Genomic DNA, 22677 nt, shown 5'->3' with positions numbered 1-22677 from the left:
TTGATAGGAACCTTCAGCACGATAAGCAGGATCAATCAGCGGCCAAGAAAGCTTTTTGTAAAGAACTCCAGTTGATACTCCAGTGTTAGAGGATCGTTAAAATAAAACTCCATCATAGGCGCTTCAAAAACGCGATTGTTTTTAACCGCCGGAATGTTTTTATACGTTTCGGTCTCCTGGAATGAATTATCTGTATCCTTGTTCTTGCTGAGAATCAGGTAATCGCCGACGAACTCGGGGAGAACTTCCAATGAAACCGCGTAGTAGCCGCTTTTGAGAGCTGTTTCCTTGATCTTTTCGGGCATGTTCAGCTTGATTTCCTGATAAAGAATCTCTGTGCCGCGGCCCCAGTTGTTGCCGTATACATATAGCTGCTTGTCGAATTTTTCAAGCACGGAAACGGTTTTGTCCTCACCGATTTTCGCTCTGATCTCGGCTCCGACCTTTTGGGTCCGCTGCTTGAAGTCATCGATCCACGCTTGCGCCTCTTTTTCCTTGTTCAACAGCTTGCCGATCTCCAGGAACTGCGTCAGGTAATCCACCTTTCCGTACGTGTAGATAACCGTAGGCGCGATTTTGTTCAGTTTGTCCACGTTATTGACGTTTGACAGGCCAATGATCAGATCGGGCTGCAGCTCAATAATTTTTTCCAGCGTCTCATCGGACACTTCTTGAGCGTCTTTCAGTTTTTCCGCAAAACGAGGGTTTTTTAACGACCATGAATCGGTGCCTACGACGTTCACCCCAAGAGACAGCACGTGTCCGGTGAAGTTGGACAGCACGATCACCCGCTGGGGGTGGGCAGGCACCTGAACAGGCCCGTTTTCCGACTGGTAGGTAATCGTTTCCGAAGCGGTTTCCGCGGGGGATGCGGCTCCCTTTTGCTCAGTCGGCTGCCCGCTGCAGGCACTGACGATGAGGGAGAGCAGCAGAAAGAAGGGGAACAAAAACTTTTTCATCGCGTTAATCTCCTTTGATCAGGTTGTAGGTGACGCAAACCGGTTTGTTCGTACGCGGGTCGCGCCCGATTTCCGCATCGATGCGAAACACTTTTTTAAGGACCTCGGGTGTCATCACTTCTTCGCAATCTCCCGCCTTCACGACTTCCCCGTCCTTCAAGGCGATGATGAAGTCGGCAAAGCGGGCGGCCTGGTTCAAATCATGCAGTACCATCACAATCGTGCGCTCCTGTTCAGCATTCAGTCTCTGCAGCAGCTCCAGAACCTCCAGCTGGTGGGCCATATCCAGATAGGTTGTCGGCTCATCGAGAAAAATAATTTCCGTTTCCTGTGCGAGGGCCATGGCGATCCACACCCTTTGGCGCTGGCCGCCTGACAAGGCGTCGACAGGACGGAACTTGAACTCTTTTGTTCCAGTCACCTCGAGTGCCCAGTCAATAACTTCATAATCTCTTTTGCTCAAGCGCCCAAAGCCTTTTTGATAGGGAAAGCGGCCATAGGAGACCAGTTCGCCGACCGTAAGTCCGCTGGCGCTCTCCGGCGTTTGCGGAAGAATGGCCATTTTTTTCGCCAACAGCTTGGTGTTTTCTTTGGCGATGCTTTCTCCGTCCAGAATGACTGCGCCGGACTGATGTGAAATAATGCGCGTGATTGCTTTTAGCAGCGTAGATTTTCCACAGCCGTTTGAACCGATGATGGTGGTGATTTTTTTGTCGGGAATCTGAACGCTGAGGTTTTTCACAATCAAGCGCTCTCCGTAGCCAATGCTTACATTATCCGTATACAGCCGAACCATGTGTCACACCCCGTTTACAGGAATATGGAAATAGGTGATAATGATTATCAGTATCGCTTTCAAAAATAATATAGTATCCGTCTTTTTTGTTGTCAATAGCTGCACTGTATTGTAAAAACAAAGAAATGCGTGTATACTTCGTTGATAATGATAATCAATTGCATGTTATTGGTCAAGGAGTGAATCGGACATGGAGCGTCAGGAACTATTCGATGTGACAGTGATAGGCGGGGGACCGGCAGGGCTTTACTCCACTTTTTACAGCGGGCTGCGGGAGATGAAAACAAAGCTGATCGAATACCAGCCGCATTTGGGCGGCAAAATTCACGTCTATCCGGAAAAAATGATTTGGGACGTGGGAGGGCTGACTCCGATAACCGGAGAGAAATTGATCGAGCAGTTGGTCAAGCAAGGATTGACGTTTCATCCGGAGGTTGTGTTGAACGAGAAAATAGAGTCAATCACCCGAGACGAGGAAGGGATTTTTGTCCTGCATGCGGCCTCTGGCCGAAAGCACTACTCAAAAACAGTGATCGTCGCTGTCGGAAGCGGGATATTGACTCCGCAAAAGCTGGAGATCGAAGGTGCCGAGAGATTTGAGGTAGCCAACTTGCACTACACGGTAAAGTCTTTGAAGTATTTCCGGGATAAGACCGTCATCATTTCCGGCGGAGGGAATTCTGCGATCGATTGGGCCAACGAATTGGAGCCGATCGCGAAAAAAGTGTACCTGACGTACCGAAAGGACGCGCTAAAGGGCCATGAAGCGCAGGTCACGCAGCTTTTGAACAGCTCTGCTGTCTGCTTTTTTCATACGTCGATTACGAAGCTGGTCGCATCGGCGAATCACGAAGAAATCGAGAGTGTTGAGCTGACGAACCATGAAACGGGAGAGGTTTCGTATTTGCCCGTCGATGAAGTCATTATCAATCACGGCTATGAACGAGATTCGGGCCTATTGAAAAACAGCACACTGAACATCGACTTGGTCGATGACTTCTATGTCTCCGGCAATGCCAACTCCGAATCCTCGGTAGCCGGACTTTACGCTGCCGGAGATATTTTGCACTACGACGGGAAGCTGCACTTGATCGCGGGGGCTTTCCAGGATGCTGCGAACGCTGTAAACAAAGCAAAGCAATTTGTCCAGCCGGATGCCGGCAAAAGCGCAATGGTCTCCTCCCACAATGAGGTGTTTAAACAGCGCAATCGTGAATTGGTGAGACAAATGATGAGATCGTAAAACGAAAACATACGCAGCCTGGCTGTACGTACGTCCGCACATAAAAAAGGCTTCATCCCTGAGAAGCGTCTGTTTCTCTTTGCCATCGCGTCAAGGGCGCTCATTTGTCCCTGCGCCCTTGACTATGCTGGCTTTGAGCTTTGAAAAGACGTCTTGCTTCAAGGAGTGAAGCCTTTTATTTATTGGTTATTGCTTGTTTTTTACTGATTTTTTACAACCTCTTGTCCGCGTACATTCCATGTAAGCGCAAATACGAGAGCTGCCAAAGCGCACGAAACCGTGAGCAAAATAAACCCTGCATCCCAGCCGGACGCGTCAACGATGACACCCATCAAGGCGTTGGCTGTAACCGTACCGCCCAGGTAACCAAACAGACCCGTAAGGCCGGCAGCGGTTCCGGCAGCTTTTTTCGGAACAAAATCAAGCGCTTGCAAACCGATCAACATGACTGGACCGTAAATCAGGAAACCGATTGCAATCAAGCAGATCATATCGATTACGGAATGTCCAGGCGGGTTGAACCAGTAAACAAGAACAGCGATCAATACGCCCAGCATGAAGACAAACCCTGCAGGTCCCCGGCGTCCTTTAAACAGCTTGTCGGAGATCCAGCCGCACAAGAGCGTTCCCGGGATGCCTGCCCACTCGTACAGGAAGTAGGCGACGCTGGACTTGCTCATGTCAAAACCTTTTTCCTCGCTCAAGTAGGTCGGTGCCCAGTCCAGAACGCCGTAACGTACGAAGTAGACAAAAATGTTGGCAATCGCGATTGCCCAGACCCATTTATTATTCAGTACATATTTGAACAGGATTTCCTTTGTAGACAATTCCGTTTCAAACGTTTTCTTTTCTTTGGTCGGATAGTCATTGCGATATTCTTCGATCGGCGGCAGACCTACCGACTGCGGAGTATCGCGCACCAGCGCATACGTGACAAAAGCCATGACAACTGCTACGAGAGCAGGCAGGATAAACACGCCTTCATACCCGGAGGAGGAGCCTCCCGAAAGCCCGGCGAACAGGGCCACACCCGCAACAGCAATCGGCGCCATCAACCCTCCGCCGACGTTGTGGGCTACGTTCCAGATGGCGGTCTTGTTTCCGCGTTCGCTAATGCTGAACCAGTGGACAAGGACACGCCCGGATGGAGGCCATCCCATACCCTGGAACCAACCGTTCAGGAACAGCATGACAAACATGATCGTCACAGAAGAAGTGAAGAAAGGGACGAATCCCATCAGTAAACTGATGATGGCAGAAAGAATCAAACCGGCTGGCAGGAACATTCGCGGGTTGCTTCGGTCCGATATGATAGCCATGACAAATTTGCTGATCCCGTAGGCGATCGAAATGGCTGACAGGGCGAAGCCAAGCTCGGATTTTGAAAACCCTTCCTCGGTCAGATACGGCATGGCAAGCGAGAAGTTTTTGCGAAGAAGATAATACGCTGCATAACCGATGAAGATTCCCAGAAAAACTTTCAGCCTGTACTTTTTATACTCAGAATCAATTTTCTCGTCAGGCAGTCTTTCGATAGGTGGCGCAGGCCGAAATAGTGATAGCATTTTTTCTCCTCCTCTAAAAAAATTTAACAAAGATAAACCATGCACAGCAAAAAACTCATACTTTAAAAGCCCTTTCATAACTGAAAGTGCCAAAAAGTATGAGTCTCCGAATCTCCATCATAGTTAACTTGTCATTACGTGTATTTTATTATTCGTTGTAAACGTTGTCAATGAGGTGTTGCGTGTTTTCGCCTCGTCTCTGCATTGGAAAACCATGGGGGTTTTTCTCCCTACAACCCATGGCTGAGAGGAATCTCTTTTCTCATTCTTTTCTCATTCCGGATCACCTTCATTGGCGATTGCGATCCGGAATGACGAAAGACACAGAGGTGCCTTCGCCTGCCTTGCTTTGAATAGAGAGTCCTTGTCCATACAATTGGGTTCTTCGTGTTGGAAAGTCCGATGCCGCCTTTGGAATTTTGGACCGGGTCCAAAATGTGGCGGATTTTTTCTTGCTCCATCCCGACGCCGTCATCTCTTACCTCAATGAGCGTAGAATCTGTTTGGCGAACAATCCGGATCAGTACGTTCCCGCCCTTGGCCCGTCTCAGGACACCATGTCTGACCGCATTTTCGACCAGTGGCTGAATCGAAAGGGGAGGAAGAAGCAAATCCAGGTGGGGATCAACTTCCCACTGGACGGACAGCCTTTCTTCAAACCGCTCTTTCTCGATGTAGAGATAGGCATGCACCAGCTCCAGTTCATGAGAAAGCGCCACTAGCTTTCCTGTGCTGAGGAAGTCAAAGCTGATCCGCAAGTAGGACGTAAAGGCCTCTCCGAGTTTGCGCATCCGCTCTATATCCAGGTCGCTCAGCGCCATGATCGAATTCAGCGTATTGAACAGGAAATGCGGGTGGATCTGGGCCTGCAAATAGGCAGCCTCCATCCGCAGCCGTTCATTGACGGACTGCTTTAATGCGATAAGAGACCAGATCCGGTATTTGAGCTCCAGAGCGTCGACCGGCTTGGTGACGTAATCATTGGCCCCAGACATAAATCCGGTATAGATGTCTTCCGGCTCGCTGCGGGCCGTCAGCAGCAAAACGGGGAGCTCGGCGGCAGTGAAGCGCTCCCGTACCTTTTGTGTCAATTCATAGCCGGACATTTGCGGCATCATGACATCCGTGACCAGCAAATCCCACTGCTGCGTAGACAGGATTTCCAGCGCTTCGCGAGCCGAAGTAGCCGACCTGACGTGGTACGCCTCTGCTGAGAGGATGCCAGCGAGCACCTTCAAATTGACGGGATCGTCATCGACAATGAGTATGTTTGCTTTTTCCTCCCCGAAAGACGGCAAGGCAAGCGGCTCGGAAGTTCGTTCGTTGGGCGCAGCTTCCGTAGAAAAACGGGAGACTGCGGTTTCCTCAAAAGCTTCTGTCCGGGGAGGAGGAGAGCTTTTCACAGCGGGCAAACTTTGCGAGTCGGCCAAAGGGAGCGAGAAGCTGAACACGGAGCCTTTGCCGATCTCCGAGCGAACCGTGAATTCACCCTCGCGGAGCTCCACCAGCTGTTTGCAAATGCTGAGGCCGAGCCCGATTCCGCGGCTATCGCCTTTTCCGCGGGCTCCCTGCTCGTAAGGCAGAAAAACCCGTGCCTGCGTTTCTTCGTCCATACCCGCACCCGTGTCGGACACGTGAATAACGGCACGCCCATTCAGAACCCTGGCTGAAACGGAAATGGTCCCTTCTTCGGTAAATTTGAGCGCGTTATGCAGCAAATTGAACAAGATCTGAACGAGTCGCTTTTCATCCGCCAAAACGGGGGGCATCGACTCGTCAATGTCCATTTTTAGCTGAACGGGCTTGCCTTCCGCCATAAATCTCAGCATCCCGAACACGCCGGAGACAACAGATTGAACAGGCAACGGCTCCTTTTGCAGCAAGATGCGGTTTTCCTTAATCCGTACGATGTCGAGCAGATCGTCCAGCAGATGGGACATTCGACGGCTGACTGTGATCAGCAGCTCCAAATCCTCCAGGGCTTCGTTGTCCATCGCGTGCTTCTGCTTGGTTGCGATGTTCCGTGCGATATTCATGATTCCGTGCAGCGGTGTCCTCAGCTCATGCGATGTGTTGGCCAAAAACTGATCCTTCATTTTGTCCGCTCTGGTCAGCTGTTCGTTCAGCTTGATGTTTTCCTCGGAGTTGCGAAAGTACTTTTTAAACCAGTAAGCGGAGAATCCGACAATGGCTGCGAACACATCGATGGGATAGTAGACGCTGGTTATTTCCATATAAAAATTAAACGCACCCCACACAGCGCTCGATATGATGCTGGTGGCGGTGAGCTGCAGAAAAATAGCATCCTGCTGGTTTTGGATGATCATTTTCGCGATGATAAAGATAAACCAGATCAATGGAAACAAATAAAGAACGGTGAACACTTTGGCTTCGAACGTATAGTAAATGAGCGCTGGAGACCCAGCCAGCACAACAGTTGAATACAGGACGAGAATAGCGGTATACGTCCGAAACAGTTTGGCGAAACCTGCGTGACCGGAAAATATTCTGGCCAGCAGCAGGATGAAAAAGGACATCCACATATAGGAAAGAAGTCTGGCTTTCAGCACCCCGGCATAATCCAGCGGCAGCAACTGGTCGTGATCCGAAACAACCGAAATAGAGGATGCTACCAGCAGAAAGAAGAAAACCAGGAACGCCTTTTGCCGTCTTGGATTGAACAGGAACAGGATGCAGGCGTACATGCTATGCAGGATCAAGACGATGAACGTAACAAGCTGAAAGCCGATGGAATACCAGCGTTCGGTATCCAGTGCCGCCTGTGATCCAAAGCGGATGGATTTGGCGATACCTCCTTCAATTGGGTTGTCAAAATTAGCCACACGAATAAGCAGCTCGATTTCTTTTTCTCCTTCTGACGTGTAGGAAGCTGTATAGGAGACATTCCTTGGCCAATACCCCTCCGCCTTCTCCGCAGGCTGGCCTATGGCAGCTCCTATCTTACCGTTGATTTCAACGGCGGATGAGCCTCGAGATCGCGAAACCAAAAGGCATAAGGCTGATCCAAAGGCTTATCGATCAGGATGCGGAGCCGGTAAGTCCCGTAACCAAACGACGATTCCGAACCTGCCGGGAAAGCGCTTCGCCAATCTCCGGGAACCTGGATAAAATGCGGTCGCTTCGTTGACATCCGTGCTATATCTTCATGCGAGACAAGTTCCCCGGGGTAAAACTCCCATTCCCCATTCAGCGCGATGGTGGGAGATTCCTCGAAAGGCCAGCCGCGCATGTCAAGCACGCCTTGTACTGCATCGGGATGCTCTGCGGTACGAAACACTTCGGACCAGAGCGACCGCAGGCTTAGGAGGACAGAGATAAAAAAGAGAGTTGTCAAAACGTATTTGAATATGGGTTTTTTGAGAATTTGCATCATGTGCCAATAGATTCGCTTTACTTCACATGTTTCCCTTTTTCCAAATGCTTACCAGGGGGCTTGAGGAAAGGAGCAGGCACATGACTACCGTGCTTTGCCTCTTGGTTTGTTAAACGGGATTGGCGCTATATTCCTGAAGCCGTTTTTGTTACAATGGGGGCTATAAACCAAGGGAGAATGGAAAACATGTCGACATTGCCGAATTGCCCGAAATGCAGCTCTTCGTACACCTACGAGGATGGGGTTTTTTTGATTCGGTTTTGGAGCGATGCAGTTGAAATCGGAATTTGTGAAGAAGATCTAAAGGTCTGCACGAAAAACAAGAAAGCCGCTTCGACATCGAAGCGGCTTTTGTCGTTCAAAATACGCCGGCCAAAACGGGCACGAGCCACGGGGCCACGCCCAGCGTCATCAGCGCTGCTAAAATCATCGACAAGCTGGAAATCGTGCCAGTGATCGGGCTAAACTCGAACGCCTTGGACGTACCGGCTCCATGGGCCGCTGTGCCGAGAAGCACGCCGCGGGCAATGTCGTTTTCGATCCGCAGCCAGCGGATGACCATCGGTCCGATAACAGACCCGAGAAGGCCCGTCATGATCACAAATACCGCAGTGATCGCCGGAACTCCGCCGATGCTCGCCGATACGCCCATCGCGATGGGGGTGGTGACGGAGCGCGGAATGAGACTGTCGACAATTTGCATGTTGAGATGGAGCAGCCGGGCGATGAACAGCGAAGAAACAATCGCTGCAACCGAACCGGACAGCACGCTGACGATGATCTCGGCCGCATGTTTTTTCAGAATGTGAAAATATTTGTACAGCGGGACGGCAAAAGCGATCGTAGCCGGCTCAAGCATGTCGCTCAGCCATTTCGCCCCCGCCTGATAAGAGTCATAGGGTGTATCTGTCCATACTAGTAACGCGACGATCAATAGCGGTGCCGTCAGCAGTGGAGACAGGTAAACCTTTGGCTTGAGGCGGTAGCACCGCTTTGCGCCCCAGTACAGGATGATGGTGAGGATGAGACTCAGAAAAGCAATCATGGCAGCGGAGTCCTCTCCTTTTTCTCGCCAATTTTTTTCGCGACCAGTCCTGCGCTGGCCATGACGATGACGGTGCTGACGACAATCACCAACGTGACGTAGACGCCGTCACTGAGCAAGACGCTTTTGTATTTCATGATGCCCACAGCGGAGGGAATGAAGAAGAGCAAAAGCTCCGCCAGCAGCCATTGGGCGCCTGCTTCGATCCAGTCCAGGCGAATCCATTTTGCTTGCAGAAGGATGAAGACAATCAAAATGCCCAAAATGCTGGCCGGAATTTTCAGTTGAAAGAAATCGACCAGCTTGTGCAGGAGCAGGGAAAATGCGCAAAGCAGAATCACTTGTCCCGCGCTTTTCAGCAGGGTTGCCACATCGCTCCCTCCTTTCTGTGAAAAGTTTACATGATCTGTTTGCATAGGTAAAATGAATAGATAGAATGACTGGCATTCATTTTATCTATGCATAATGAGGAGACCGTACATGGATATTCGCCATTTGCAATATTTTTTAAAGGTGGCTCAATACAAGAGCTTTACGAAAGCAGCGCGGGCACTGTATATCACACAGCCGACCATCAGCAAAATGGTCAAAAACCTGGAGGAGGATCTGGGGGTTGTGCTGTTTCACCGCCTGGGCAAGCAGTTGGAATTGACGGATGCCGGGGAAATCCTGTTCGTTCAGGCGCAGGATATTGTGCATTCCTTCCAAAACCTGTCAGCCGAACTCGGGGACTTGATGAACCTGAAAAAGGGGCACATTCGCATCGGATTGCCGCCGATGATCGGGTCGAGCTTTTTCCCCAATGTGCTGGGGAAGTTCCGGGAGCACTATCCCGCTATCACGATTCAGCTCGTGGAAGACGGGGCAAAGAAAGTGGAAGCGGATGTGGAAACCGGCGTGTTGGATATAGGGGTCGTGCTGTCGCCGACAAATGAGGAGCTGTTTCATTCCTTTTCGCTTGTAAAGGAGAAGCTGATGCTGCTCGTCCATCCCTCTCATCGGTTGGCCGACAGAAAAGCGGTGTCGTTATCCGAACTGGCTGAAGAGGATTTCGTTTTCTTTCGCGAGGATTTTGCCCTCCATGACCGGATTACGGCAGAGTGCGTACAAGCGGGATTTCAACCGAAGGTCATCTATGAAAGCTCCCAGTGGGATTTTATCAGCGAGATGGTGGCGGCCAATTTCGGCATTGCTTTGCTCCCCGAACCGATCTGTCGCGAGCTTGATGAGGAGCGGATTCGGGTTTTGCCTCTCGATCAGCCCGTGATCCCCTGGCACCTGGTCATCATTTGGCGCAAGGATCGGTACCTTTCGTTTGCCGCACGGGAATGGATCCGGTTTACCCAGAATCTTTTCGAGGAGTGGAGGGGCAAAAACAAACACCCGCGCGAGCATGGCTGATCGGGCTTTTCCATGGGAACAGGTCTGGCGGGAAACCGTTCCGGGGGCTCAGAAGCGCCATGCAGCGCCGGTACGTTTGCCGGGAGAGGAAACGTCCGAAAGCAGCGAAAAAGATGGGAACATACACGAACCTCGTCTGTAAAGCAGTCGGGGTCTTTTTCATTCTGCTGTGACTTTCATAAAAGTTTCAGAACGGTGTTGTATGATAAGTCCGCAACCAGTCATCAGTGAAAAAAACGTCTTTTTCAGAAAAGCGTTTTGAACGGGAAAAGGAGTTGGTAAAATAAATGGGAACCTGTCCATTTTCAAGCCTTATACATGTCTTTGGAGGAAAGAAAAGGTCTGCTAGCCATTTCAAATGGCTGAAGAGATTGGAATGGCAACCGACCAAGTGGTTGCCTCCGCAGGTATGTTACAAAGGGCGGCGGCAAGCGTCTAATTGTGTGAGTCCGATCCGTATACTCGAGAGTGGTTTTCTGCCTGATGGTCAGCTGAACAAAGAAAGCAGGTGAGAAGTTATGGATCATCAGATACATGGGACGTACGACACGTTTTTGGTTATCCTCTCCTATTTAATTGCGGTCACAGCCTCGTATTCCGCGCTTGATCTGGCCGGAAGGGTGAATGTAAGCCGCGGGAAGCATAGATTGCTTTGGCTGGTTTTTGGCGCCATGTCGATGGGGCTGGGCATCTGGTCCATGCATTTTGTCGGGATGCTAGCCCTTGCCCTGCCCGTCAAAGTGCTCTACGACCTTTCGCTTGTCATCCTATCTGTTCTCTTCGCCATTTTTGTCTCAGGCATTGCCCTTTTGACCGTATCGAGAAACAAGCTGGAGGTCAAGGAGCTTGCCATCGCCGGCGTATTGATGGCCGGCGGCATATCCGGGATGCACTACACCGGGATGGCAGCGATGATGATCGGCATTACCTATGACAAGGGGCTCGTTATCCTTTCTGTTGTCATTGCCGCTACGGCCTCGTTTGCGGCCTTGTGGCTCCTGTTTTATTTCCGCAAGGACCAATCCCGATTTGCCTACTTGTACAAGCTCGGCAGCTCGCTCATTATGGGGGCGGCGATTGCGGGGATGCACTATACGGGCATGGTTGCGGCCCATTTCCATGCGAGCGAGCACCAGTATGGTGTCGAGGTGCAAATCGAAACGGAAACGCTTGCCTACATCATTGTCCTTGCTACCTTCCTGCTATTGGGCATTACACTGGCAGGCGTATTTATCAACAAACGGCTGTCGCAAAAGGACCTGGTCATCCAGGAAAATGAAAGCTGGTATCGTTCGCTATATAAAAATAACGAATACGGCATTATTTCTCTGGATAAGGCCGGGACCATCATTAATATGAACCCTGCTGTCCCCAAAATGATCGGCATTCAGGCAGAAGATTACCTCAACAAGCACTTTTCTGCGATCGGGTTGGACATGAGCGCCAAAGATAAGACGAAAACAGACGCAGTGGATGAGCAATCATCCAGGCTGCTGCCCAAAGACTTTGAGACCTCTTTTGTTCAACCGAACGGTAATTTGGTCGAGCTGAGCGTAATGAATATCCCTGTGGAGATAGATGGCAAAATAGTCGGAAATCATATTTTCATAAAGGATATAACGGAAGAAAGCAAAGCCAAAAAGAAAATCAAACATTTGGCTTATCACGATGAATTGACGGGCTTGCCCAATCGGAGGAAGCTCAATGAGCGCTTGGATCAGTCCATTGAGCAAAGCAATCGGGACTCATCCACCTTTGCCGTGATGGTTCTGGATATTGACCGTTTTAAAATGATCAACGATTCACTCGGACATACGTATGGAGATATCTTTTTGCAGGGCGTAAGCGACAGAATCGTCAAGAGCGCCGAGGGGTTCGAAGCAACGATTGCCCGCATGGGGGGAGATGAGTTTACCATCCTCTGCAATACCGGCCCGGAAGGCGAGGAAGCGGCAGAGCTGGCGGAACGGATCATCGAAGCGCTGAAGAAGCCCTTCCATTTGAAAGACAACGACTTCTACATATCTGCAAGCATCGGAACCGCACTGTTTCCGGTTCATGGCAGGGATGCCGTCGAGCTTCTGAAAAAAGCGGATACGGCGATGTACAAGGTGAAAAAGCAGGGCAAGAACGGACATCAATTTTACTCGCCGGATCTCGACGTTCAACTGCTGGAGAATATCGGCCTGGAGAGCGATCTTCGAAAAGCGATTGAACGCAACGAGCTGGTCGTGTACTACCAGCCGCAATTCCATGCCCAAAGCAACCGAATGATCGGAGTGGAGGCGCTGGTCAGATGGAATCATCCCACCAGAGGGATGCTGTCTCCCGGCGTATTTATTCCAATCGCAGAGGAGACCGGCTTGATTTACGAAATCGGTACATGGGTTCTGAGCGAAGCATGCCGGCAAATGAAAAAATGGCATGATGAAGGCGGTCCTTTGATACCTGTCTCCGTCAATCTCTCCTCTCATCAATTCCATCAGCCGAACCTGGTCGAGTACATCGTCAAAATCCTCGAGGAAACAAAGCTGGAGCCCCAATACCTGGAGCTGGAAATTACCGAGAGCATGATGATGGACCCGGCCGTATCGATCAGCATTCTGGAGGAGCTGAACAAGATCGGGACGAGGATCAGTCTGGACGACTTTGGAACGGGCTACAGCTCGCTTAGCTATTTGAAAAAGTTCCCGATCCACAAATTGAAAATCGACCGTTCCTTCATCACCGATATATCCGAAAACCACAACGACAAAGCAATCGTCGCGACGATCATTTCCATGGCACAGCATCTGAAGCTGGATGTGATCGCGGAAGGAATCGAAACCAAGGATCAGCTCGACATTCTCACGGAAAATGACTGCCACGAAATTCAAGGGTATTATTTCAGCAGCCCATTGTCTGCCAGTGAGGTGGAAAAAACGTTTTTTGTCCCCAACCGTTTGCCCAGCTATCAATAGTGGACAAGCTGGCAATCAGCCAGGATCGATGTTCGCATAGGCCTGCCAAAAAGAAATCCCGTCTCATCAGCAAAGTGAGACGGGATTTTTCTGTATGGTGACTGGACTCGCTTTCTGTGATCTGAAAGCCCGGTCAGAGGCATGCGGTTAAATCTGTGCCGGCTCCGGAATTCTCTCCCCGATGTTGCGCCCAATCGCAATCGAGGCTGTCGCCGCAGGTGAGGGCGCATTCAAAATATGGGTGGAGCGCTGATTGGTGACGATCAGGAAGTCATCGACCAATTTCCCGTCCTTTGTAAGCGCTTGGGCCCTGACGCCATTCTCGGACTCGACCAGATCCTCGGCGCGAACTTCCGGTATCAAGCGCTGAAGGCTCTGGACGAACACCTTTTTGCTGAATGAGCGGACCATTTCCTTCCAGCCCTCGCCCAGGTTCTTGTAGGCAATTTTCCAAAAGGCGGGATAGGTCAGGACTTCGGTTATATCCTTGAGATCAAAGTCTGTCTTGCGGTAGCCTTCCCGTTTAAAGCTCAGCACCGCATTCGGCCCGGCGTGCACGTGGCCATCCATCATCCGGGTGAAGTGGACGCCGAGGAAGGGAAAGTTCGGATTCGGAACCGGATAGATCAAATTTTTCACCAGATAGTGCTTTTCCGGTTTCAATTCGTAGTATTCGCCGCGGAAAGGGACGATTTTCATATCGGTTTTCAATCCTTGAAGCGCTGCGATGCGGTCGCAATGGAGGCCGGCGCAATTGATCAGATAGCGGGCGTGGATCGTCTTGTTGGTGCATTCGATCTCGACTCCGGAGCTGCTTTCCTTTATATTTTCGACTTTTGTCCCCAGAAGAATATCGCCGCCTTTTTCCTGGATGACCTTGGCAAGTGACTCGGCGACGCGCTTGTAATTGACGATTCCGGCTTCCTTGACCCGGATGGCTTTGAGGCCATATGCATGGGGCTCGATCTCTGCAAGCTGATCCGCATCAATGATGGATACGTCGAGCTGGTTTTCAAGACCGCGTTTATATAGATTCTCAAGCAGGGGCAGCTCATGCTGGTCGGTTGCCACAATCACTTTTCCGCACATATCGTAAGGAATTTCGTGCTGGTTGCAAAATGAGCGCAGCAAGTCGCCGCCTTCCCTGGAAAGCTTTGCTTTCAGGCTGCCCGGCTTGTAATAAATGCCGGAATGGATTACTCCGCTATTATGGCCGGTTTGGTGAAAAGCAAGGGTGCGTTCCTTTTCGACGACGGCAATTTTGGCTTGTGGGTACTTTTCGACAAGCGCATAACCGGTAGAGAGACCTACGATACCGCCCCCGATAATGACATAGTCATACATGATATCACCTTTCTCCGCTAAGCATTCCTGAATATCTCTGCAATGTACAAGCATGAATGAGAAGTTGTATTACAATTATAATACACATGTAATACAAATCAACCTAAATGAGTTCAAAAGAAATAAATTATTTGGAATATAGACAAACTTATAATCGTGTTGTATTCTTTATATCACCATATATAACGTATCAAATCGGGTTTTGTACAAAAGGGAGTGATGAAAAAAGCTTGTATTTTTGTAGTACAAGTTGTTATAACAACTTATCGGTCATTCTGGCAAAAACAGAATGTTGAGAAACAAATGCTTGCGCAATCGGGTTGAGCATGCGGACAAGAGACTCCCTTTGAATCCAAACCCGTGAGCAGGGCGTATACAGCAAACAAAATGCGACGCAGAAAAGGCAGGAAACCAACATGGAAATTACCGTCTTGTATCAAGGCTTTCCGGGAAGATCAAGCCGTGGTTTTCTTGGATGGAGCAGTTGCGTGTTGATTCGCCGAGAAGGAAAAGCGCCGATTTTGTATGACACCGTGGGCTTTCATGAGCGATATTCGCTGCTGGCCAAACTGAAGGAGCTGGGGGTTGGCCCCGAAGATGTCGGTACGGTCCTGTTAAGTCACTTTCATTTTGATCACGCTGTCAACTATCCGCTGTTTCCGAACGCTACGTTTTACCTGCACGAAGAGGAAGTCAAACATATAGAAGAGAACGGGACAAAGGACCTCGCCGTCCCTCGCGAGATGTTTCCGGCTTTGCGCGATTCCGGGAAGCTGTCGCTACTGTCCGGAGAGTCCGGCGTCGTCGAAGGACTTCCGTGGCTGCTTACACCGGGGCATACGCCGGGCTTGTTTTCCATTCTGACTGAATACCAGGGGAGAAAGTGGGCGTTGGTGTCAGACGCGGTGAAAAACATCCTGGAGCTGACCAGTGGCGACGCAGTGATGACATGGGATGACGCCAAAAGCAAAGAGAGTATCCGGGCGATCGCCCAGTGGGCAGATGTTGTCGTCCCCGGCCATGATCGATTGCTGGAGATCGAGAGAACCGGCCAGGGAATCGTCGTCAACCCGTTGCATGAAAGCGCTGTACAAATTATCGTACCTTGGAAGGACGAGACATTCTCGCTCAAAATCTGAAATGACAGAAGGTGGTTGAAATGAACGATCTAAAAGGTGCCATTGATATACACGTCCACTCCAGTCCCAGCATTTTTCCCCGTTCGGTAAATGATCTGGAGCTGGCGGAGCAAGCCAAGCAAGCGGGGATGCGGGCAATCGTCCTCAAGGCGCACGAAGAATCGACCGTTTCCAGAGCGAAGCTGGTCAGCAAAGTGGTGGAAGGAATCGAGGTCTACGGCTCGCTGGTGCTCAATGAGTACGTCGGCGGTCTCAATCCTTACGCCGTAGACATGGCGATTCAGCAGGGGGCAAAGCTGATCTGGATGCCTACCGGCTCAGCCAAGCATCATCTGGATCATTACGGCGGAAAGAGCGACTACAAGGAACAAAAATCGACCATTCGCCTCCTGCCCCAGAAAGGGATCACGATCCTTTCGGAGGACGGCGAGCTGCTGCCCGTCGTCTATGACATCATCGATTTGATCAAGGGCACCGGAGCCGTATTGGCAACGGGTCATCTCTCTCCGCTGGAAACCCGGAAGCTCGTGGAAGTCGCGACGAAGCGCGGGGTGGAAAAGGTGCTTGTCGCCCATCCTGATTTGAAAATCAACAAAATGGATCTTTCGCTGCAAATCGAACTCGTCAAAATGGGCGCGTATGTCGAGAAGTCGATGCTGACGCTGATGCCGCTGTGGAAGTCGATCGAGCCGGACGAGCTGGTGCGGGGCATCCGCCAGATCGGCATTGAAAAGTGCATTTTGCAAACCGATTTCGGGCAGGCCAACCATCCGGTGCCGACGGAAGGGTACAACCAGTTTATTCAAATCTTATTGGAACAGGGCATGACAGAGAAAGAGGTTGAGCAAATGGCTTGTTTCAACCCGGCGGAATTAATCGGGCTTACGTAAGACAAGAGAAAAGGGGTTGAAAAAGTATGGCGCAAGCACAGTTGTCAAACAAGCCATGGTATAAAGAGGTTACGCAAAACCAATGGCGGGCGTTAATCGCTGCCGGGTCCGGATGGGCTCTGGATGCGATGGATGTAATGCTGTACTCCATGGTTCTGGTGCAAGTGATGCAGGAGTTGCAGATGGACAAGACGGCCGGCGGATTTTTGGCAACGCTTACCCTGCTCAGTTCTGCCTTCGGCGGACTATTGTTCGGGATGGTTGCTGACCGGTATGGCCGCACGAAATCATTGATGATCAGTATTATCGTGTACTCATTGTTTACATTCCTCTGTGGATTCTCGCAAACGGTTACACAATTGGCCGTATTCCGTTTGCTGCTCGGGCTCGGAATGGGTGGAGAGTGGGTTGCGGGCGCAGCCCTGATTACGGAAACCTGGGACGCAAAGCATCGCGGAAAAGCGATGGGTCTCGTACAAAGTGCTTGGGCAATTGGTTACGCGCTGGCTGCGATTGTGGCCGGTCTGGTCATTCCGCTGTGGGGCTGGCGCGGAGTGTTTTTCTTCGGAATTGTTCCGGCTTTGGTCGCCATTTGGATCCGCAAAGGCACAAAAGAGCCTGAGATCTGGGAAAAAATGAAGCAGGAGGCCACCACGCAGAAAAAGAAAAGCAAGCCTAAGCTGGTTGAGCTGTTTTCCGGGAAGGTACTCCGTTGGACCATACTCGGTGCGGCATTGAGCGTTTGCGCGCAATTTGGCTACTGGGGCCTGTTCACCTGGATTCCGTCCTACCTCGGCACTCCAGTCGATCAAGGCGGGGCCGGTCTGGATATTATGAAATCGACGACCTGGATTGTCATCATGCAGGCAGGTGCCTGGTTGGGTTACGTCTCCTTCGGCTTTTTGGCGGACAAGATCGGACGGAAAAAGACCTTTATCCTGTTCTTCGCGCTGGCGGCGCTGCTTGTTCCGTTTTACGGCATGTCCAGCGACGCGACCAGACTGCTGATCCTCGGTCCGTTTGTCGCCTTCTTTGGATCGGGCTACTTCAGCGGCTTTGGAGCGGTTCTGGCCGAGCTGTTCCCGACTGAGATTCGCGCGACCGGACAAGGGTTCTGTTACAACTTTGGACGCGGAATCGCTGCAACTGCACCGACTGTAGTCGGATTTATGGCAACCGGCATGGGGCTCGGTGCGGCATTCGGGTTCCTGGCCATCTCGTTTGCGCTGGCGGCAATCCTCGTACTGCTGTTCTTGCCGGAAACGATGGGCAAGCAATTAAATTAGCATACAGTTGCACATAGACAATCGATTGTCGACAAGAAAAGTTCATTGTGGATGAGGAGTCCATCATGAACTTTTCTTTTTCCTTGTTATTTGTATTACAATTATTGCGAGAGTGAACAAGTGCTCTCCTTTTCCTGTCCTTCTTTTGCTCAGTTTGTCTGCAAAACAATGGTAAAGAGTCGACCGGAATTGACTTTGCCATCTGAATAATTTACAATTTGTATTACAAATAAACCAAAATGAGAATCGGAGATGTACGATGTCCAAAGAAAAACTGTCGCAAATCATTTCACGTGAGTTGTTAAAGTTGATCGAGGCGGGCAAATATCCCCCAGGTTCGAAATTGCCGACGGAAATGGAGCTGGCTGCCCAGTTTGGCGTAAGCCGAATCCCGATCCGGGAAGCGCTCAGCGTATTGCGGGCAGCCGGTGTCATCAACTCTCGCCAGGGGGGCGGGAGCTTTGTCGAAGAGCGCAACGGTTCCAGCATATTCAGCAACATCCAGATTGAAAATGACGATGCCGAGCTGATCAGACACCTTTTTGAGATGAGGAAGATTCTTGAGCCTGAGGCCGCCTATCTGGCTGCCCTGAGGCGAACGCCTGAACAACTGGAACGAATGAGAGAGGCGCTCCAGTGGCTGGAGGCAGAATTGGCCGACGACAGCAAGATTGGCATGGAAGCGGATATGGAGTTCCACCGGTCGATGTTTTTGGCCACGCATAACCCGGTCATGATCCAGGCGATGGAAAACCTGTCTTCTCTCTACGAGCGTGCCCTGCAGATCACTCTTCAGTCCAACCTGGGCTTGAAACAGAAGCGCAAAGCGGTCTATCAGGAGCACCTGAACATCCTGTCGGCCATTGAGATGGAGGAACCGGAACTGGCGAAAATCCAATGCGCCATTCACCTCAAAAATGCGGAGAAAAAGCTGGACCTGTTCTCTTAGTCCAACAACAAGAGGAGAAAAATGAGACGATGACGGACATGCAAATCAAACAAATTGTTGACATTGTCAAAACAGGCAGAGTGCTTACCGATGAAAGCGACCGGTTCAGCTACTCCTTTGACGCCTCGTTTGGAACCTTTCTTCCCGATGCAGTCATTCAGACGAAGAGCGTCGAGGAAGTAGCCGAGCTGGTGAAATTCGCCAACCGCGAGAAAATCCCTGTTTATCCGCGCGGCCAATCGACCAGTTTGAGCGGCGGTCCTCTCCCGGTCAAGGGAGGCATGGTCATCGATTTATCGGTCATGAACGATTTGCTCGAAATCGACGAAGAAGATTTGGTCGCGGTCGTCTCTCCGGGTGTACTGACTGCCGACATACACAAAGCGGCGGAGGCAAAGGGACTCATGTATCCGCCTGACCCGAGCAGCTCCCATGTGTCTACCATCGGCGGAAATCTGGCGGAGAACTCAGGCGGACCGCGCGGCTTGAAGTACGGCGTGACAAAAGATTACGTCATCGGCCTGGAAGTCATCACCCCGGAGGGCGAGATCATCCGCACGGGCGGGAGAACGGTCAAAAACGTGACCGGTTACGACCTGACCAAGCTGATCGTCGGCTCGGAAGGCACGCTTGGCATTATTACAAAAGCAATCCTGCGGCTGATCCCGAAGCCTCCCGCTTCGGAAACAGTGATGGCGGTCTTTGACAGCCTCGTTGACGCGGGGAGAGCAATTTCCCAGATCCTCACCTCAGGCATCCTGCCGTCCAAAATGGAGCTGATGGATCAGGCCTCCATGGTGGCAGTGGAAAACTACCAGCCGTCAGGATTGCCGACAGATGCGGAGGCACTGATCCTGATCGAGCTGGACGGCCACCCGATGGCGGTACGAGATGAAGCCGAGCAGGTCTCGCAGGTATGCAAGCAAATCGGCGCGAGGGAAGTGCGCGTACCGCGAACAAAGGCGGAAAAGGAAGATGTCTGGAAGGCGAGAAAGCTGGTTTCTCCGGCCATCGTCAGAGTGAAGCCGACGAAGATTTCCGAGGATGCCACTGTGCCGCGCAGCAAAATTCCCGAGATGTGCCGACGCCTGCAGGAGATCAAGGAGAAGTACAATATCCATCTCGTTGTATTCGGCCACGTGGGCGACGGAAATCTCCACCCGAACATCATCGCGGACAAAGCGGACAAGGAAGAAATGGCCCGCGTGGAAAAGGCCGTTGCGGAAATTTTCGAAGCCGCTGTGCAGCTAGGGGGCACGCTGTCCGGAGAGCATGGCATCGGAACGATGAAGGCGCCGTTTATGGAAATGGAATTGGGAGCCGCGGGCCTGGATATGATGAAGCGCATCAAGCAAGCCTGGGATCCTCATAACATTATGAATCCCGGCAAGATTTTTCCGGAGCCCGGACAAAAGTTGGTGTTGAGCGAATGAGTGAGAATCTTGCAGCATTGCGTGCGGAACTGAATTACGACAAAACCAGCAAATGCGTGCAGTGCGGCTACTGTCTGCCCGCCTGTCCCACTTATTTGACAATGGGCAAGGAAACGCATTCCCCGCGCGGCCGGATCAACCTGGTCAAGATGGCCGGCGAGGGGAAAATCAAGGATCTTTCGGTACTGGAGGAGCCGCTGGATCTGTGCCTCGGCTGCCGGGCCTGCGAAACGGTCTGTCCGACAGGTGTGGAATACGGCGCGATCCTGGAATCGGCTCGTGCAGCCGTGACGCGGCGCAAGAAGTTTTCCGTACCGGTAAAAGCGCTCAGAAACACGCTGTTCAAAAAGGTTTTCCCCAGCCGCAGGGCGATGAAGCTGATCGGCAACGCCATGTGGCTGTATGAAAAAACAGGTGTCCAAAAGCTCGCGAGAAAAAGCGGGCTGATGGAGAAGCTGCCTGCTCATCTGGGTGAATTTGAAAAAATCATGCCGGCTCCGGTATCGCCGGGCGAGCGCTCCAGCTTGCCTGCGGTAACGAGAGCCAAGGGTGAAAAGAAATACACGGTCGCCTTCTTTGTCGGCTGCGTCATGGACGCCATGTTCAGAAGGATCAATCATCTGTCCGTCCAGCTTCTGGCCGAGGTCGGCTGCGATGTGATCGTAGTCGAGAAGCAGACGTGCTGCGGCGCGCTGCATGCCCACACGGGGGAATTGGACGAAAGCAGAAAGCTGGCGAAGCAAAATATTGTCGCTTTTGAACAGGCGGAAGTCGATTTCATCGTGAACAACGCCGGCGGCTGCGGCGCGATGATGGTGGAATACGACCACCTGCTCGCGGGCGAACCGGAATGGGCTGAGCGGGCCCGCCAATTTGCCGGGAAAACGAAAGACATTTCCCAGGTGCTCGCCCTGTGCGGCGGGATCAAGGGACAGGAGAGACCGGCAGAGAGAGTCACGTACCAGCGTTCTTGTCATATGACAAACGTCCAAAAAGTGACCGAAGACCCGCTGGGGCTGATCAAAGGCCTGCCAAACGTGGAGCTGGTCGAGATGAAAGAGGCCAATATGTGCTGCGGTTCGGCGGGGATCTACAACATCGTGCAGTACGATGCCTCGATGGAAATCCTCGACTACAAAATGAAGCACGTCAAAGATACGCAGACCACCACGATTGTCACGACAAACCCGGGCTGCCTTTTGCAAATGAAGCTCGGCATCGAGCGGGAAAACTTGAACGACCGGATGCGGGCCGTCCACCTGGTGGAATATTTGGCCGAAAGGTGCGGCATCAACTTATAGGTACAAGCATGTGATACATGCAAGCATGAACTGTTCGGCCGGTACTAGCATAAACTACCCGGAAAAGCGCTGCCCGGTACAAGCACCAACTGTTCGGGACAGACAGAAAAAAGCGGATCATCAAGGACGTCAAGCGCCTGATGATCCGTTTCTATTTTGTCGTCTGTGGCTGTAGCGGCATGTTATTTATATTTCACATAAATAAACTTGTTCAGTATATAAACGCAGAGAGCGACGCCAAACATGCCGCAGCCTCTCCCACTCCGAAACGTCGGAATCTCTGTGCAGCAGGTGAAGAGGGATTTTCAGGTTCAGCAAGCGACCGTTGATCTGGAAGCGGGTGACCCCTGCCGGGAGCACGCGCCCTGCTTCCATCACGCGTTCCAGCTCCGCGTACGAGAGCGGCTTGAATCTGATCAATAGCATCCCGCTGTCCGGCAGAAGGCAGGTTCCGGCAGGGACCCGTTTGACCGCTCCGCGGGCGTTGTATGCGGAAACGACCTTGTGCCAAGCCTCCAGAAAGTCGTGGCGAACTCCGCAATCCAGGGCCCGCACATTGCCGTGCTCATCCACGATCTCCAGCCAGCCTTGTCGCTGTGCAGCAGCTCCGCTCCCCGCCGTCCAGTGGAGGGAAGGGTCCTCAAAAAGCTGCTGTACCCCCGCGTCTGCAGGAACGAGATGATGCCACGCCTCGATGGAGAAATCGTCCTGCCTCGCTACCTGTACAGGCACCTTGCAATACCCCAGCAGCCGAAGAGCGCCGATGCGGTGGGCTCCATCCAGCACCAGATAGCGGCCGTCTCTCATTTCCGTCGCCAGGATCGGATGGCGCAAAAACCCATCCTCCCGCATCGACTGGCTGACACGTTCAAGCCTCGACGGTTCATGCTCTTCGTGTAGCGACATTTGGTCCAGCTCGATCAATTGCAGTGACAGCAAAACCTCTGACATGAGTGCCTCCTTTTTACCTTG

19 protein-coding genes are annotated in these 22677 nt (G+C 51.6%); 10 read left to right on the top strand and 9 right to left on the bottom strand.

What is annotated here, in order from left to right:
* Positions 1-35: 35 nt before the first annotated feature.
* Positions 36-959 (bottom strand): iron-hydroxamate ABC transporter substrate-binding protein, encoded by a 924-nt coding sequence (locus EDM54_RS22455; protein ID WP_122958810.1) that lies wholly within the window; start codon positions 957-959, stop codon positions 36-38.
* 4 nt (positions 960-963) lie between these two features.
* On the bottom strand, positions 964-1755 hold the full coding sequence (locus EDM54_RS22450) for an ABC transporter ATP-binding protein (RefSeq protein WP_003388764.1): 792 nt from the start codon (positions 1753-1755) through the stop codon (positions 964-966).
* 190 nt (positions 1756-1945) lie between these two features.
* On the opposite strand from EDM54_RS22450, the gene EDM54_RS22445 reads away from it, so the two are divergent.
* Positions 1946-2998, top strand: coding sequence for an NAD(P)/FAD-dependent oxidoreductase (locus EDM54_RS22445; RefSeq protein ID WP_003388762.1), 1053 nt, complete (start codon positions 1946-1948; stop codon positions 2996-2998).
* Between the two features lie 200 nt (positions 2999-3198).
* Here the strand turns inward: EDM54_RS22445 and glpT are convergent, their stop codons facing one another.
* The 3 genes from glpT to EDM54_RS27270 all read right to left on the bottom strand — a co-directional run bounded on the left by glpT (position 3199) and on the right by EDM54_RS27270 (position 7714).
* Positions 3199-4563, bottom strand: a complete 1365-nt coding sequence (gene glpT, locus EDM54_RS22440; RefSeq protein WP_003388760.1) for a glycerol-3-phosphate transporter — start codon at positions 4561-4563, stop codon at positions 3199-3201.
* Between the two features lie 230 nt (positions 4564-4793).
* Positions 4794-7406: an ATP-binding protein gene (locus EDM54_RS22435; protein WP_307723564.1), complete on the bottom strand. Its 2613-nt coding sequence runs from the start codon at positions 7404-7406 to the stop codon at positions 4794-4796.
* Between the two features lie 113 nt (positions 7407-7519).
* The gene (locus tag EDM54_RS27270; protein WP_307723565.1) at positions 7520-7714 is read right to left on the bottom strand and encodes a hypothetical protein; all 195 of its coding nucleotides are present in this window, start codon (positions 7712-7714) and stop codon (positions 7520-7522) included.
* Positions 7715-8110: 396 nt separating this feature from the next.
* On the opposite strand from EDM54_RS27270, the gene EDM54_RS27420 reads away from it, so the two are divergent.
* Positions 8111-8413 (top strand): hypothetical protein, encoded by a 303-nt coding sequence (locus EDM54_RS27420; protein ID WP_081924339.1) that lies wholly within the window; start codon positions 8111-8113, stop codon positions 8411-8413.
* On the opposite strand, the gene EDM54_RS22425 is transcribed toward EDM54_RS27420, so the two are convergent.
* Positions 8316-9002 carry a CidB/LrgB family autolysis modulator gene (locus tag EDM54_RS22425; protein ID WP_031932463.1) on the bottom strand — a complete coding sequence of 229 codons (687 nt, stop codon included), beginning with the start codon at positions 9000-9002 and terminating at the stop codon, positions 8316-8318. The genes EDM54_RS27420 and EDM54_RS22425 overlap by 98 nt on opposite strands.
* The gene (locus EDM54_RS22420) at positions 8999-9373 is read right to left on the bottom strand and encodes a CidA/LrgA family protein (RefSeq protein ID WP_024983668.1); all 375 of its coding nucleotides are present in this window, start codon (positions 9371-9373) and stop codon (positions 8999-9001) included. The genes EDM54_RS22425 and EDM54_RS22420 overlap by 4 nt, the downstream gene beginning before the upstream one ends.
* Before the next feature lie 109 nt (positions 9374-9482).
* Here EDM54_RS22420 and cidR point away from each other — a divergent pair, with 109 nt between their 5' ends.
* Together cidR and EDM54_RS22410 are read left to right on the top strand one after the other, a co-directional pair.
* Positions 9483-10403, top strand: coding sequence for a cidABC operon transcriptional activator CidR (cidR, locus tag EDM54_RS22415; RefSeq protein WP_003388756.1), 921 nt, complete (start codon positions 9483-9485; stop codon positions 10401-10403).
* 518 nt (positions 10404-10921) lie between these two features.
* Positions 10922-13363 (top strand): bifunctional diguanylate cyclase/phosphodiesterase, encoded by a 2442-nt coding sequence (locus EDM54_RS22410; protein WP_122958808.1) that lies wholly within the window; start codon positions 10922-10924, stop codon positions 13361-13363.
* 147 nt (positions 13364-13510) lie between these two features.
* On the opposite strand, the gene lhgD is transcribed toward EDM54_RS22410, so the two are convergent.
* Positions 13511-14707 (bottom strand): L-2-hydroxyglutarate dehydrogenase, encoded by a 1197-nt coding sequence (gene lhgD, locus EDM54_RS22405; protein ID WP_039070582.1) that lies wholly within the window; start codon positions 14705-14707, stop codon positions 13511-13513.
* Between the two features lie 488 nt (positions 14708-15195).
* Here lhgD and EDM54_RS22400 point away from each other — a divergent pair, with 488 nt between their 5' ends.
* The 6 genes from EDM54_RS22400 to EDM54_RS22375 all read left to right on the top strand — a co-directional run bounded on the left by EDM54_RS22400 (position 15196) and on the right by EDM54_RS22375 (position 21705).
* Positions 15196-15846, top strand: a complete 651-nt coding sequence (locus EDM54_RS22400) for an MBL fold metallo-hydrolase (RefSeq protein ID WP_170208390.1) — start codon at positions 15196-15198, stop codon at positions 15844-15846.
* 20 nt (positions 15847-15866) lie between these two features.
* On the top strand, positions 15867-16736 hold the full coding sequence (locus EDM54_RS22395; RefSeq protein ID WP_003388752.1) for a DUF6282 family protein: 870 nt from the start codon (positions 15867-15869) through the stop codon (positions 16734-16736).
* A gap of 26 nt (positions 16737-16762) precedes the next feature.
* Positions 16763-18022, top strand: coding sequence for an MFS transporter (locus EDM54_RS22390; protein WP_003388751.1), 1260 nt, complete (start codon positions 16763-16765; stop codon positions 18020-18022).
* Positions 18023-18281: 259 nt separating this feature from the next.
* Positions 18282-18971, top strand: a complete 690-nt coding sequence (locus EDM54_RS22385; RefSeq protein ID WP_003388750.1) for a FadR/GntR family transcriptional regulator — start codon at positions 18282-18284, stop codon at positions 18969-18971.
* Positions 18972-19009: 38 nt separating this feature from the next.
* Positions 19010-20404: an FAD-binding oxidoreductase gene (locus EDM54_RS22380; protein WP_031932467.1), complete on the top strand. Its 1395-nt coding sequence runs from the start codon at positions 19010-19012 to the stop codon at positions 20402-20404.
* Positions 20401-21705: a (Fe-S)-binding protein gene (locus tag EDM54_RS22375; protein WP_003388748.1), complete on the top strand. Its 1305-nt coding sequence runs from the start codon at positions 20401-20403 to the stop codon at positions 21703-21705. Before EDM54_RS22380 ends, EDM54_RS22375 begins: the two co-directional genes overlap by 4 nt.
* A gap of 186 nt (positions 21706-21891) precedes the next feature.
* On the opposite strand, the gene EDM54_RS22370 is transcribed toward EDM54_RS22375, so the two are convergent.
* Positions 21892-22656 (bottom strand): ParB N-terminal domain-containing protein, encoded by a 765-nt coding sequence (locus EDM54_RS22370; RefSeq protein WP_122958806.1) that lies wholly within the window; start codon positions 22654-22656, stop codon positions 21892-21894.
* Positions 22657-22677 lie beyond the last annotated feature (21 nt).

This window comes from Brevibacillus borstelensis, assembly GCF_003710865.1.
GTDB classification, from domain to species: Bacteria; Bacillota; Bacilli; order Brevibacillales; family Brevibacillaceae; genus Brevibacillus; species Brevibacillus borstelensis.
Note: the sequence above shows the minus strand (reverse complement) of the source record. Positions and strands in the feature narration are given on the sequence as shown.